This is a genomic window from Pseudomonas sp. zfem004, from assembly GCF_032621715.1.
GTDB classification, from domain to species: domain Bacteria; phylum Pseudomonadota; class Gammaproteobacteria; order Pseudomonadales; family Pseudomonadaceae; genus Aquipseudomonas; species Aquipseudomonas sichuanensis.
Genome location: NZ_JAVYJF010000023.1, coordinates 81,621 through 95,368 on the forward strand (window position 1 = coordinate 81,621; position 13,748 = coordinate 95,368).

The following is a 13,748-nucleotide window of genomic DNA, read 5'->3' on the forward strand; positions in this document are numbered from 1 at the left end:
ACAGGATGGTGATTAAGGGGGGATTATGAGGGAGGGGGCTGAGTGAATGTTAGTAACATAATTCCTCGGGAGCGGCCACGTCGTTCGCAGACTGCCGACAGCATTATTTACTGATTCAGTTGCTTTGAGATCTAGTTTCAATCCAGCATATCTGCCGGCATTATGCACTGCATTATCTATAGCTCACCTGCGGCTTTCGCACCAGCTAACCGGTAATAACGACCTCTATATCTCCTCCTCTAATAACAACCGCCCCCCAATCGCCTGACAAAGCATACCAGCCATCCCCACCATTAAATTTGTCTATATTTCCATAATCAGACTCACCGGACGAGTCTGAAAAAACTAAAAACCTTCTATCTAGCCACTCAAAAGCGCCTACATTTAGAAAGCGTAACGAAACCCTTCGATAGCAATAATATTCCCCCTCTTGAGGCTTCTCATATTTCGAGTGCTTTTCAGTAAGCACAGCCTCTAACTCAAAGACCAGCGAATTCACCCCTTCATCAATGGCCAATACGTAGCTATCTTCGAGGTAAATATCTGAAAGCAAAGGCTCTTCATAATAATTCATATAAAAACCTCACAAATCAAAATCAATTGAAGTGTGATTTCCCGGGCTTTTCCTAGTTACCGGATTGCCAAAAGCATCTATTCTTTGGCCTGTTGCGTCTTTGAACTCTACATGCGGACCAGCACTTCCCGGAGCACGTGAGCTACCTTGTTTAATTGTTACACGAGGAACGCCATTTTCGTCAACGTATTTTAGAGGCCCCCCATCGGTCTGGGTGGCTTTCCAGCCCTTGTTTTCCGCATATTGCCTCAGCTCACTAGCCTTTGGCGTTCGACCAGCTTCAAAAAGCTTATCAACGCCTTTTACACGCCCCTCCGACGCAGAAGCTCTAATATCGATAACATGATCGAAGCGACCGATTACCCTGGAAAACGATAACCCGGTCCGCTGAATCAGCTCAGACGGCGTTGGGGAGGACGGAGTTATCGCCCCCGAATCCCCCTTGAAGACAGTACTAGCCCCGTTCTTGACACCCAGCGTGGCCATACCCAATAGGCCAAATACCATGTTGCCGGCCGCATTCCACTTGTCCCCCTCGAAGGCCTGTTTGGCCCCTTGCGTGGCTTGCAGAGCGCCGTTGGTAGCCGCTGTCGCCCGAATCGCACTGCCAATCGATCCACCCAGGAAATAGATGGCTGGATCGCCAAGGCTGGCCATTCCCTGAAGCTCTTGGCCAATGCGCAACGCATGTTTAGCGTCCAGGTAAGTCCGCTCGTCGATGCTCCTCTCGTGCGGCCAAAGCGCCCCCAACAACCCCAACTGACTGCGCTGCGCATCGGCCCAGACCAGTTTGTGCTCCTTGCTCCCGGCGTAGGGGTAGCCGTAACCGAACACCTGATCGCCTGTGAGCAGACTGGTCAGGCTGGCTTGGGCCTTCTCGGGCCCCGCCGCCTTTAACCGCTCGTAGGCGTATACCTGCAAATAGGCGGTGAACTCGGCCAGTTCATTCTGCGAAAGCGATGAAGGATCACGCTTGTAAGCCTCCCGCAGCTCGTCACTTCGTTGGTCCGCACCTTCCAGCCTGATCAGTTCGCGTGCAGCGTTCAGATCACCGGTCTGACGAAATTTTTCCCTCGCCTCGTCCCGCAGCTTGGCCGAATGGTCTCCCAGAAGGTTGTACCGTGTACCGTTCTCAGCCACCTGCGCCGCAAGATCAAGGTCACCCTTGGTAGCTGCCGCCCCCAGCACACCGACAATTTTCGACAATGCGACCAGGTTGGCCTGGGCCTGGACATGCTCGGGTGTACCCGGTGTCAGGTTCGCCGGCAGGAGCTTGTCGCCGAGCACGCCCACCAGCACCTCGTTGGCACCGCCTGCGATGGCCCCGGTACGGAAGTCACTGCCCATGACCTCGGCCATCAGGCCGCCCAGAGCGGCGTGCAACAGGACTTTGTCGAGGCTGCCGTCGACCCACCCCAGATCGCCAATCTTGCCGGCAGCGACTGCACCACCGGCGCTGGCGGCGGTGTTCAACAGCGCGCTGCCGAGGTTGTCCTTGAAACTGCCACCGTAGACTGCGGTCTTGATCGTCGCGTCCGCCGCCGCCTTCAGCATCACGGTTTTCAGGCTTGCGCTATTGAAACCCATGGCGCCTGGGTCATACCCCAGGCTTTGGGCTGCGCCGGCAGTCGCGACCGAGACTGCATAACCCTTGATGCTGTCACTTGATGTGATGTCCTTGAACGTCGCGCCCAGGTTGCCCCGGTTGTCGATGGTGCTGACCGTCGCCTTGGTGGCGACACTGATCGCTCCCGCCTGCACCATGGTGCCCATGCCGGCCATCATCGGCCCCATCACCGCCGCCAGCGCAATGGCGATGATCAGCTGCGAGGCCGGCCCCAAGCCCGAGGTGTCGTACTTGAAGGATTCGTGGACTTCCCTGACCAGGCGCCAGTCAACATCCCCGCGCTGCTGCGCGGCCTTGATCCAGGCCAGCTGGGGGTCAGCGGCGACCATCGCGTCGATGGCCTGGCTGACCGTCTGCTGGTCGACCTGCTTAAGGTCAATGCGCAGCCCTTCGACGGCCTTGATGGTGATGGCGCCTGCGGCGCGCATCTGTGTCTGGCGTAGCGTCTCATCGGTGTTGCCCTTGCCTCTGGCGGAGTTCCAGAATGCGTTGTTGCTGGATTTGGTATGGCTCTCCTCATGCAGGTCCTTCACCCCTTCGAAGGTAATCGCGCCGCCACTGACCAGGTTGATGTCTTTGCCACTGTCGAGCTTGGCCACCTGGTACAACTGGTCCCGCCCACTCTCCAGCGTCAGGTCACCACCAGTGGTGATCTCGGTGCCTGCATGGGTGATCTGGGTGACTTCTTCGCGCCGGGTCTGCTTGCTGCCCCAACTACCCTTTTTCTTCATGTCGTAGAGCGTGTAGTCACGCTCCTGGCCGGCAATCAGGTTGAGGTCGTTACCGGCGTAGAGATAGGCCTCGTCACCGGCCTTGAGCTTACTGGCGATCAGGTTGACGTCATGACCGGCCCTGATCTCCAGATCCTCGCCGGCAGTCAGGCTGGCGGCGACCTGGCGGCTGTGTTCATCGACTTCGTGGACCTTCTTGGCGCCCCTCTTGTAACGGCTCTCGACGTTGTGCACCTCCTCGCCGGCCATGACATTGATGTCGCCTTGCGCGCTGGCGTCAAGGTTTTTGCCGGCCTTGGCACTACTGGCCACGACATTGAGGTTGCCGCCGGCCTTGAGCGTGACATTGCCGGCGGCTTCCAGGCTGGACCCGAGGTTGGTGAAAGTCTCTTCGGTACGCAGCCCCCGGCGCAGGGCTTCGCGGGTGACGGTATGGTCCTGTACGGCGAGCAGGTTGATGTCGCCACCGGCCTGCGCCGTCAGGTCTCCCCCGCTGCTGATTAGACCTTTGTTGGTCACGTCACCGGCGGCACTAATCGTCAGACCGCCGCGCGCGCTAATCAGCGACCCGGCATCCACGCGGGTCTGGCTGCCAGAACCGACCGCTACTTCGGTGGCGGTGCGGTCGTTGAGGATGTCGCCCTCGAGCGACACCAGGCTCACCTGGTTGCCACGGATCTCGCCCGCCAAGGCGTTGCGCAGGCTATCCCGGGCCAGCAGCGCCAAGTGTTCGTTGGCCTGAGCCAAGCCACCCTGATACAGACTGCCACCAGCGACGGCGCTGAGATCGTTGCTCGCCCGCAAGGTGCCGACGTTCTTCAGGTCGTGGCCGGTGACCAGTTGCAGGTCACGCCCCTGGACCAAACTGCCGCCGCGCAGGTTGCGCGAATCGACCTTGGCCAGGTAAAGCACCGGAGCGAGTACCTGCTCGCCCTCGACCTCGCGCGCTTCCATCCACACGATGTCATGGCTCAGCGCGGCGACCTGCTCTTCACTCAAACGCACGCCCACGGCCAACCCAAGGGCATCCTTGCTGGTCACGGCGTTGTCCATCAGGTACTTGAACTGCTCGTAGTCGTTGCTCAGGCCGTCGGCGAGGAAACGCTGGCCGGTTTGCGCACGCACCGCGTCGGCGACCAGACGGGTTTCGTAGCGGCCATCGCCAAGGCGGCGCCAGGCTTGGTCGGCGTCGAAACCAAGGTGGCCGAGCAGGTAATCCGAGGCCATGAAGCGGCCCAGGTCGGTGAGCTCGGGGTTGGTTTCGATCAGGTAGCGGGCGTTCGAGCCTTGGTTGCGTACGAACAGGCCGTACTCGCCCTGGGGCAGGCGGAAGCTCGGCAGCGCGGTGGGATCGACGCTGACGAAGGGTGCGCCGCTGAAGTCCACCGGGACGAAGCTGACCTGGGTGTTGCCGTCGGCGCCAATGGTTTCGACCCGCTTGACGTCGGCGGGCAGTCCCGGATCGCCACCCTGAGTGCCGAGGGTGATACGCACGCCACCAGCGCCAATGGCCGCGCTATCCAGCGCCTTGCCGGTGAGCTGGGCATTGCTCTGCGCATCGAGGGTGCCGTTGACCAGCTCGCCACTGACATTCAACGCCAGGGTGCCGCCGGCCTGGACTGTGCCGGCGTAGGCGGTGTCGGTGCCGGGCAGTACCTGGCTGGTCCTGCTCGACACCGGGTACTGGGTTACCTCGGTAGGGAGCGGCGCCTGCTGCTCGATGGGTAGCCCGGCGTTTTGCGCGTTCCAGGCGTGGGTGGCGGATTCGGCGGCGCGGTAGGCGCTCTGGCTGACACCCGGCAGCCAATGGCTGACTTCCTCGATCCTGTTGTCCAGCGTCAGGCCACGGTTGTAGAAGTTCCGGGCCTCGGCCGTAAGGTTGCCGTTGGCCGCCAGCAGGCTCTGGCGGTTGTCCACCGTGGTGGCCTCAAGGGTCATGTCACGGTTGGCCAGCAAGCGTGCAGCGGGAGAGTCGCTGGCCACTGTGCCTTTGTAGGTCGTCGTAACGATGTAGGTGCCCGTGTGGCGGCCACCGCTGCAGTCGGTGCAGTTGATGCGGATGAAACGGCTGGCGATGGTTTCGCCGTGGACGAATTTCGCCTTCGCGTTCTCCAGGTAATCGACTTTGATGTCGATGTTGCCCTCGCTCTCGATGCTGCCCGAGAGGTTCCTCAAGCTGGCAGCCTTGCCACCGTCGAGTGCTGCAAAACTCAGGTCGCCCTTGCTGTAGATGTCGCCGTAATGGTTAAGCAGGCTCACGCCGCGCAGCTCCATCGAGCCGCCGGCGAACAGCAGGCTGTCCTGCTGGTTGCTGATCGCCCCACGGGCATGCAGGGTGGTCTTGCCCTGGGCGCCGAGGGTGCCCTGGTTGTCGATGCTGGCGGCGGTGATGTCCAGGGTCTGGCGGCTGGTCAACCGGCCACGGTTGCTCAACGCACCGTCCAGCGTCAGCGCCATCGCCTCCTTGCTGGCGATGCGGCCACCGTCTTGGGTCAGGTTGTTGCCGCTGATGCCCATGGCCTTCAGGCTGGAGAACAGGCCCTGGTTGAGCAGGTCACCAGTCATTTCCAGGGTCAGCTTGCCGTCGCTAACCAGCTCTCCGGCATTGGTCAGTTGCACGCCGGCCAGGCGCAGGTCGCCGGCGCTGGCGATGCGCTCGCCGTTGTTCAGGGTCAGGTGCTGCAGGCCGCTGATGTCCAGGCCGGCATTGGTGTGCCAGGTGCCGACGCCGTCGACGCTGCCGAAGGTCCAGGTGCCGCTGCCCAGGCCACTGACCGTTCCCTGGTTGCTGCTGAAGCTGGCCGCCTTCATCAGCAGGTTGCCCTGGGCCACGTGTTCGAGGGTGCCGCCCTGGTTCAACAGGCTGGCGGCCTTGACCTCAAGGTCGGTGGTGGCGCTGGCGATGCGCCCGCCGCGGTTGTCCAGTTCGCCGCCCAACTCGATGCGGGTCTTGTCGCCGGCATGGGCGATAACTCGCCCGCTCTGGCTGTTGTCCAGGGTCAGGCCATCGAGCTCGACGGCCTGACTGGCTTCGATCAGACCGCCACGGTTGATCAGGCGCTGCACGGTCAGCTGCTGGTTGCCCGCCAAGCTGGCCAGGGTACCGCCGCTGTTGTCGGCATCGCCGGCCACCAAGGTGATGGCGCTGGCGGTCAGGTTGCCCTGCTGGTTCTCCAGGCGACCTGACCCGAGCAGCAGCTCGGCCAGCGAGCCACCGGCCAACAGCTTGCCTTGCTGGTTGCGCACGGTGCTGGCCTTGATCAGCAGGCCCTCGCTGCCGGCCAGCACCTGCCCACCGACCCGGTTGTCGACGGTGTCGGCGGTCAGCTCCAGGCGGCTGCCCAGCAACTGGCCGGCGCGGTTGTCGAGGGTGCCGTTGCTGGCAGTGACCTTCACGGCCTTCTGCCCGACCACCACGCCGCTCTGGTTATCCAGGCTGGCGGCGCTGATGTCCACGTTCGCGACAGTCGCCTGCAAGCGCCCGCCACTGTTGTTCACGGCCCCGCTGGTCTTGACGGTCAACGCCCCGTCTTCGGCCACCACCCGGCCTTTCTGGCTGTTGTCAAGGGACGTGCCATCGAGGCTGACGCTGGCGCCCAACAGCACGCCGCCCTGGTTGAGCAGCTCGCCGCCGTTGACCCGCAGGTGGGTCTTGGCCTGCAGCGTACCGCCGCCGTTGTTCAGCTGCTGGCGGGCGGTGACGGTCGCCTCACCCTCGCGGGCGACCAGGCTGCCGCCCTGGTTGTCGAGTCGGTCGAAAGTGGCCTCGACGGTGTTGCCCACCACGCTGCCGCCCTGGTTGTTCAGGCCTCCGCCCTTGAGCTGCTGCTGGCTGGCGGAGAGCGTGCCGCCTTGGTTGTTCAGTTGCGCGACGTCAACGGTCAGTTGCCCATCACTGCCGATCAGCCCCTTCGCGCCATTGTTGACTTCGCCGCCGATTACCTGCAATTCGCTTACGCCGACCACCCGGCCGCCCTGGTTGTCCAGGCGCTCGCGCGCGGTCACCGTGGTGCTGCCGTCGCTGCTCAGGGTGCCGCCGACGCGGTTGTCCAGCACCCGGTTGGTGACCTTCAGCTCGCGGTCCGCCAGCACCTTGCCGCCGCGATTGTCCAGCGTGTCGGCCACCACGGTCTGACGCTGGCCCTGGAGACCGCCGCTGTTCACCAAGGTGTCGCTGACTTTCACCGTCAGGTCACGGCTGGCCACGATCTGGCCGGTGTTGACCAGGCCGCTGCTGGTGAGGCTCAGATCGGCGCTGTCGTTGCGGCGCTTGTCCGCCTCGACCCCGGCCTCGATCACCCCTTGGTTGCGCACCTGCGCACCTGCGCACCGTCCACCGTCAAGTGCTGGCGCGCCGCCAGGCTTTGGCGCACCTCTACATCACCTGCGCTGCTCACACTGGCGTTGCGCCCGGCATAGGTATTGCCGGTCAGCTCCACTTCGTCGGCCTTGATGTTCACGTCGCGGCCAGCACTGGCGTTGGCCATGGTCAGCTTGCCGCTGGCGTCGATGTCCAGGTCGCCGGCATCCACCGCCATGTCGCCGGCCAGGCGTACACCCACGCCTTGCTCGGTGCCCACCAGGCGGATCGCCCCGGCATACATGCCGCCCAGCGCCGTACTGTCGATGGCCAGGCTCGACGCCGCGCTGCCGTCGCTGGTACGGGCAGTGGCCTTGAGGGTGTTGGCATCGACGTCGTTGCGCCCGGTAACGATGTCCAGCTGTTTGGCGTGCAGCTTGGCGTTGACCTTGGCACTGCGGGTGATCAGTTCGAAGCGGTCGACGTTGCGCGCATCCAGCCCGCGGCCTTCGATGGCGATGGCGCCGCCATCGACCTGGTAGCTGCGTACCTGGCCGTTGCCGTCAAGGACCGGCTTGCCGGTGCTCAGGGTCACCCGCGGGGTATTGATGAAGCCACAGCCGTCGCAGGTGATGCCGTGGGGGTTGGCGACGATGACCCGGGCGCCCTGCCCGGCCACTTCGGTGAAGCCGCGCAGCTGGCTGGGGTTGCTGCCGGTGACCTCGTTGAGGATGGTGCTCGCCGCCATGCCCTGCAGGTTGGGGTTGCCGAGGATGATCCCGCCCAGCTGCGTGCTCTGGGTGCGCCCGGTGGCGTTGTTGAGGATCAGGCCTTCGCGGCCGACGTTGTAGTCGCTGAACTGGTTGTGCGACAAGCCGCTACCGTTGGGCGCGGCGATGTTGACGATGGGCACGCCGTTACCGGCCTGGCCGAAGCTGGTGCCCGGCCCGCTTACCACGATGCCGTCGGCCTGGGCCCACAGCGGCTGCCAGAACATGACGTTGGCCAGCAGCAAGGCCAGGGCACGCTTGGGCAAGCCGCAGAACTGCTCACGGGGCTGAATGACGGCCGAGGGGCGGCCAGCCAGGAAGGCAAAGAAGCGAACGTCCATGTCAGGTCTCGCGAATCAGGGTTTCAGATGAGGAAGTCGAGGCGGAAGAACACCGGGCGTTCTTTCTCGGTCAGCACGCCGGGGCGCTCCAGGGTGTGGGCAAAGGTCACGCTGGCGCCGACGTGCTCGCCCCGGGCGAACAGTTCCAGCGCATGGCTGCTGGCACGGCCGTGGAATTCGCCGTTGTAGCGGTCATTGCTGATCACCCCGACGTCGTAGCCCAGGCCCATCCCGTACTGGTTGAACACCGCACGCAGTGGCTGCCGATCCAGCGGGCGGGTCCAGCGCAGGTCGCTGCGCCAGTAACCGCCGCTGTCGCCCGCCAGCGACTGCTCGCGCAGGCCGCGGATCGAGCCCAGCCCGCCCAGGCTGATGCGCTGCGGGCTGAACAGCACGTCCTCGCTGTGCTGCCCGGTGGCCAAGCTGCTGAAGCTCAGTTGCTCGCCCCATAGCTTAAAGCCCTGGATGAAGCTGACGGCGGCGCCGTACTTGCGATAGCGCGCCACCGGCTCGCCCGGCCGCGGGTGGCCGTTGTCCTGGGCATCGAAGGCGCCGGTGCCTTGCTGCAGGCCCAGGTCGAGGTTGACGAAGGCGTTGCCCAGGCGCCGGCCATGGTTGATGCCGAACTGCGCTTCACTGAGGCGGTTGCTGCTGCCACGCAGGCGGCTGACTTCGATGTAGTTGTTGGTGCGCAGGTGGGACACACCGGCACTGAGCGAGGTCTTGCTGGTGGCGTCGCGGTGCACCACGCGCTCGGCGCGCAGCTGGTGGCTCTGGCTGTCGCCGCTCTGCTTGAAGGCAAAGCCCTGGGCGAAGATCGGCGAGCGGTATTCGCTCTCGCTGTAGCTGTAGCTGAAGTTCCACCAGCCCCAGGGCAGGTTGTACCAGAGCATGCCGTTCTTCGAACCCTGGGTATGGTCGCTGACCACGTCGTGGCCGCCACGCAGCACCAACTGGTCGGCCAGGCCCAGCGGGCTGTCCCACTCCAGGCCTAGGTTGAGCATCTGCTCGCCGGTACTCGGCTGGCCTTCGTTGTTGCGCGACAACGAGGCGCGCCAGGGCTTTTGTGGCTGGTTGCGCACCAGCACCTCGGTGCCGCCGACCGCCTTGCCGGGGGCCAGTTCCATTTGCGCCTGGTTCGACGGCAGCCGGTTGAGCTGGTCGACCATCTGCTCGATCTCGCGCAGGTTCAGCGACTCGTCACGGCTGCCGGGGAAGGTCATGCCCAGCTCGCGGGTGGACAGGCCACTGCCCTCGGCCGGGCGCAGGCCTTCGAGCCGGCCTTCCACCACCAGTACCTGCAGGTGGCCGGCGGAGAGGTCCTGCTGCGGCAGGTAGGCACGGCTGGTGACCATGCCGCGCTCCAAGTAAAGGTTGGTGATGGCCTTGAGCAGGTCGTTGAGTTGGCTGACGCCCAGGCACTGGCCAATGAAGGGCTTGAGTAGCTGCGTACGGTCGGCCGCCGACAGGCTGTCGGCGCCCTTGAAGTCGATGCTGCGGATATCAAAGCAGCGCTGCGCCGTTGCGCGCTCCAGGGGTGCCGGGCCTTCGGTCTTGCCGGGCAGGCTGCGCAACTCTTCGAGGCGCCGATGCTGCTCTTCGATCAGGCGGTTCTGCCGTTCGCGGATCAGTTCCTGGTCGCCGGACGAGGCCCAGGCCAATACGCTGCCAAAGCTGCCCAGCAATGTGCAAAACACCAAACGCCATGCAGGTAGATCGTTCATACCCATCCCTCAAACTGCATTCACTTCCATGATTGGCATCTCCAGCACCCCCGAATTACAGGTGGGTTGGAAACTTGTGAAAGCGAAGCTAGAGGAACGATCCCAAGCTCGATAGAGGGAAAGCGGCGTGAAACTGGCATTAGAGAAACCGGCTACCAATATCGACGAACGCGGCTACAAGCGGGGCTGGGAACATACAAAATGCTGCATGAAACCAGCGGGTAGTTCATCCCTGCCCCCCACAATCCCGTTTTAACCTTCAGTTAATACCCCCCAGCCAGCATGGCCGCATTCCAAGTTCTGCCAAGGCGTCGACATGCGTGTGCTCCTGCTCTTCCTGACATTCCTGCTCGCCGGCCCGCTCCAGGCCAACCCGTTTGCCGCCAAACCGGACTTCCTGCCGGTTAACCAGGCCTTCGTGCTGACCCACGACCGCCTCGCCAACGGCCAGGTGCGCCTGCATTTCCAGATCCAGGACGGCTATTACCTCTACCAGAAGCGCCTGAAGTTCGACGGCCTGCCGCCTGAGCAGCACCCGCCACTGCCCCAGGCCGAAAACCATCACGACGAGTTCTTCGGCGACAGCGCGGTGTACCGCACCGAGCTGGAGCTGCTGTTGCCGGCCAACGCCAGCGGCGAGCTGCGCCTGGGCTGGCAGGGCTGCGCCGACGCCGGGCTGTGCTACCCGCCGCAAACCACGCCGATCGCCCTGGGTGGCACGCAGGCGCCGACGCCGGGCGCTGAACAGGCCAGCGACCAGGCCCTGGCCGGCACGCTGCAGCAGAGCACCCTGGCCTGGAGCCTGCTGGCATTCTTCGGCCTGGGCCTGCTGCTGGCCTTCACCCCGTGTTCGCTGCCGATGCTGCCGATCCTCGCCGGGCTGGTCATGGGCAATGGTGCCAGCGCCCGCCGCGGCTGGGTGCTGGCCGGTGTGTATGTGCTGAGCATGGCGCTGGTGTATGCCGCGCTGGGGGTGGTCGCCGCGCTGCTGGGCGCCAGCCTGCAGGCCTGGTTGCAGCAGCCATGGCTGCTGGGCAGCCTGGCGGCGCTGTTCGTGCTGCTGGCCCTGCCGATGTTCGGCGCCTTCGAGTTGCAGCTGCCGGCGGAGCTGCGTGACCGCCTGGACCGCGCCGGGCAAGGCACCCGCGGCGGCAATCTGTATGGCGCGGCACTGCTCGGCGCGTTGTCGGGCTTGCTGATGGGCCCGTGCATGACCGCGCCGCTGGCGGGCGCGCTGCTGTATATCGCCCAAAGCGGCGATGTGCTGCAAGGGGCGCTGGTGCTGTTCAGCCTGGGGCTGGGCATGGGCGCGCCGCTGTTGTTGCTGGTGACCCTGGGCAACCGCTACCTGCCGCGCCCAGGCGCCTGGATGAATCTGGTCAAGGGCCTGTTCGGCTTCGTGTTCCTGGCCATGGCCCTGTACACCGTGCGCACCCTGCTGGCCGAGCCCTTGCTGCTGGCCCTGGCCGGCGCCTGGCTGATCGCCCTGGGCTGGGCCGCCTGGCCGGCCCTGCAGCGTTTGCCCGCCCTGCGCGCGGTGCCGCTGCTGGGAGCCCTGTGGGGCGGCCTGCTGCTGGTCGGTGCGGCAGCAGGTGGCAGCAACCTGTGGCAGCCGTTGCAGCCCTTCGCGGGCAAAGCTAGCGACACTGCCCAGGCCAGCGCGCATGACGCCTTCGTCACGGTCAGCAGCCCCGTCGACCTGCAGCGCGAGCTCGATGCCGCCAAGGCCCGTGGCCAGTGGGTGCTGGTGGACTACTATGCCGACTGGTGCGTGTCGTGCAAGGTCATGGAGAAACAGGTGTTCGGCCGTGCCGATGTCCTGGCCAGCCTCGACGGCGTGCACCTGCTGCGCCTGGACGTCACCGCCGACACGCCGGCCAGCCGCGAACTGCTGCAGCGCTACCAGGTACCGGGCCCGCCCAGCCTGATCTGGATCGGTCCGGAAGGCGACGAACGCCGCGCCCGGCGCATTACCGGCGAAATCGACGCCGCCGGTTTCCTGCAACACTGGGCCCAGACCAGGAGCCAAGGCTGATGCTGACCGTCACCCTCGGGCCGTTGACCATGGCCCTGAACCACCTGCTGTTGCTCGCGGCGCTGGGCATCGCCTGCCTGGTCGGCTGGCGCGTGGCCAAGCGCGGTGGCGAGAACCCCGAGTCGGCGTTGTTCAATGTGTTTCTGCTGGGCTTGCTGGGTGCCCGCGTGGGCTTCGTCCTGGCCTACTGGCCGATGTACCGCGACGAGCCGCTGCAAATCATCGATATCCGCGACGGTGGTTTCCTGCTCTGGGGCGGCCTGTTCGGCATCGTGCTGGGCGCGCTCTGGCAAGGCTGGCGTCGCCCCGGCCTGCGCCGCCCACTGGGCTGGGCGCTGGCCAGCGGCGCGCTGTTCTGGGTGCTCGGCAGCCTGGGCAGCCACCTGTACAGCAAGGGCACCGAGTTGCCGCAGTTGACCCTGCGCGACAACCGCGGCCAGGCAGTGGCGCTGCAGGACTACCGCGGACGCCCGCTGGTGATCAATATCTGGGCCACCTGGTGCCCGCCGTGCCGCCGCGAAATGCCGGTGTTGCAGCAAGCCCAGCACGACTACCCCCACGTGACCTTCCTGTTCGTCAACCAGGGCGAAACCCCGGAGAACGTCAGCACCTTCATGGCCACCACCGGCCTGATGCTGTCCCATGTGCTGTTCGACGGCACCGGCGAGCTGGCGCGCAAGGTCGGCTCCATGGCCCTGCCCACCACCCTGTTCTACAACGCCGAAGGGCGGCTGGTCGGCAGCCACCTGGGCGAATTGTCGCGAGCCAGCCTGCGCCACGCCCTGGAACCCTTCGACCGCGCCGACGCGCGCGCCCCACAAGGAAACTGACATGCAATTGAAAGCCCTGCTGCCCCTCACCCTCGCTCTGCTGGCCGCCCCCACGCTGCAGGCAGAAGAACTGCCCAAGGCGATCCAGCAACTGCAAGCCAAGGGCGCGGTGATCAAAGGCAGCTTCGATGCCCCCAATGGCCTGCGCGGCTACGCCGCCGAGTACCAGAACAACGGCATCGCCCTATACCTCACGCCCGACGGCAAGCACGTGCTGGTCGGCAGCCTGTTCGACGAGCAAGGCAAGGACCTCAGCGCCGAGCCGCTGGAGAAGCTGGTGTATGCGCCGATGAGCAAGGCCATCTGGGCGAAGATGGAAAAGACCGCCTGGATCGCCGACGGCAAGGCCGACGCGCCGCGTATCGTCTACCTGTTCAGCGACCCCAACTGCCCGTACTGCAACATGTTCTGGCAGCAGGCCCGGCCGTGGGTGGAGTCGGGCAAGGTGCAACTGCGCCATATCATGGTCGGCATCATCCGCGAGGACAGCCCGGGCAAGTCCGCCGCCCTGCTGGCCGCCAAGGACCCGAGCAAGGCCTTGCTGGCCCATGAGTCGGCGGGCAAGGCAAGCACGCTCAAGCCACTGGAGAAAGTGCCCGAAGCGGTGCAGAAGAAGCTCGACGCCAACCAGGCGCTGATGGAAGAGCTGGGGCTGGCGGCGACGCCGGCGATCTTCTTCCAGGATGAGCATGGGCAGTTGCAGAGCCAGCAAGGGGCGCCGCGGCCGGAGCTGCTTGGCAAGATCCTCGGCAAGCGCTGAAAACGATCGCGGGGCAAGCCCGCTCCCACGCCAAGAGTCAGCGTGGGAGCGGGCTT

General features: G+C 64.7%; 7 protein-coding genes. 3 read left to right on the forward strand and 4 right to left on the reverse strand.

Annotated features, from left to right (window positions below; translation table 11 throughout):
• Nucleotides 1-205: 205 nt before the first annotated feature.
• From RTH46_RS21680 to RTH46_RS21695, 4 genes are read right to left on the reverse strand one after another with little or no spacing between them, the layout of a single operon-like run.
• Nucleotides 206-574, reverse strand: a complete 369-nt coding sequence (locus tag RTH46_RS21680) for a hypothetical protein (RefSeq protein ID WP_153786571.1) — start codon at nucleotides 572-574, stop codon at nucleotides 206-208.
• Between the two features lie 9 nt (nucleotides 575-583).
• Complete coding sequence (locus RTH46_RS21685; protein ID WP_316906580.1) at nucleotides 584-7,246, reverse strand: DUF637 domain-containing protein; 6,663 nt, start codon at nucleotides 7,244-7,246, stop codon at nucleotides 584-586.
• Complete coding sequence (locus tag RTH46_RS21690) at nucleotides 7,228-8,343, reverse strand: filamentous hemagglutinin N-terminal domain-containing protein (protein WP_316906581.1); 1,116 nt, start codon at nucleotides 8,341-8,343, stop codon at nucleotides 7,228-7,230. The genes RTH46_RS21685 and RTH46_RS21690 overlap by 19 nt, the downstream gene beginning before the upstream one ends.
• 23 nt (nucleotides 8,344-8,366) lie before the next feature.
• On the reverse strand, nucleotides 8,367-10,067 hold the full coding sequence (locus RTH46_RS21695; RefSeq protein WP_410478589.1) for a ShlB/FhaC/HecB family hemolysin secretion/activation protein: 1,701 nt from the start codon (nucleotides 10,065-10,067) through the stop codon (nucleotides 8,367-8,369).
• Nucleotides 10,068-10,383: 316 nt separating this feature from the next.
• On the opposite strand from RTH46_RS21695, the gene dsbD reads away from it, so the two are divergent.
• The 3 genes from dsbD to dsbG are packed head-to-tail and all read left to right on the forward strand — an operon-like array spanning nucleotide 10,384 to nucleotide 13,692.
• Nucleotides 10,384-12,102 carry a protein-disulfide reductase DsbD gene (dsbD, locus tag RTH46_RS21700; RefSeq protein WP_316906583.1) on the forward strand — a complete coding sequence of 573 codons (1,719 nt, stop codon included), beginning with the start codon at nucleotides 10,384-10,386 and terminating at the stop codon, nucleotides 12,100-12,102.
• A complete protein-coding gene (locus RTH46_RS21705; RefSeq protein ID WP_153786567.1) occupies nucleotides 12,102-12,932 on the forward strand; it encodes a TlpA family protein disulfide reductase in 831 nt (276 codons plus the stop codon). Before dsbD ends, RTH46_RS21705 begins: the two co-directional genes overlap by 1 nt.
• 1 nt (nucleotide 12,933) lies before the next feature.
• Nucleotides 12,934-13,692, forward strand: a complete 759-nt coding sequence (dsbG, locus tag RTH46_RS21710; RefSeq protein WP_153786566.1) for a thiol:disulfide interchange protein DsbG — start codon at nucleotides 12,934-12,936, stop codon at nucleotides 13,690-13,692.
• Nucleotides 13,693-13,748: the final 56 nt, after the last annotated feature.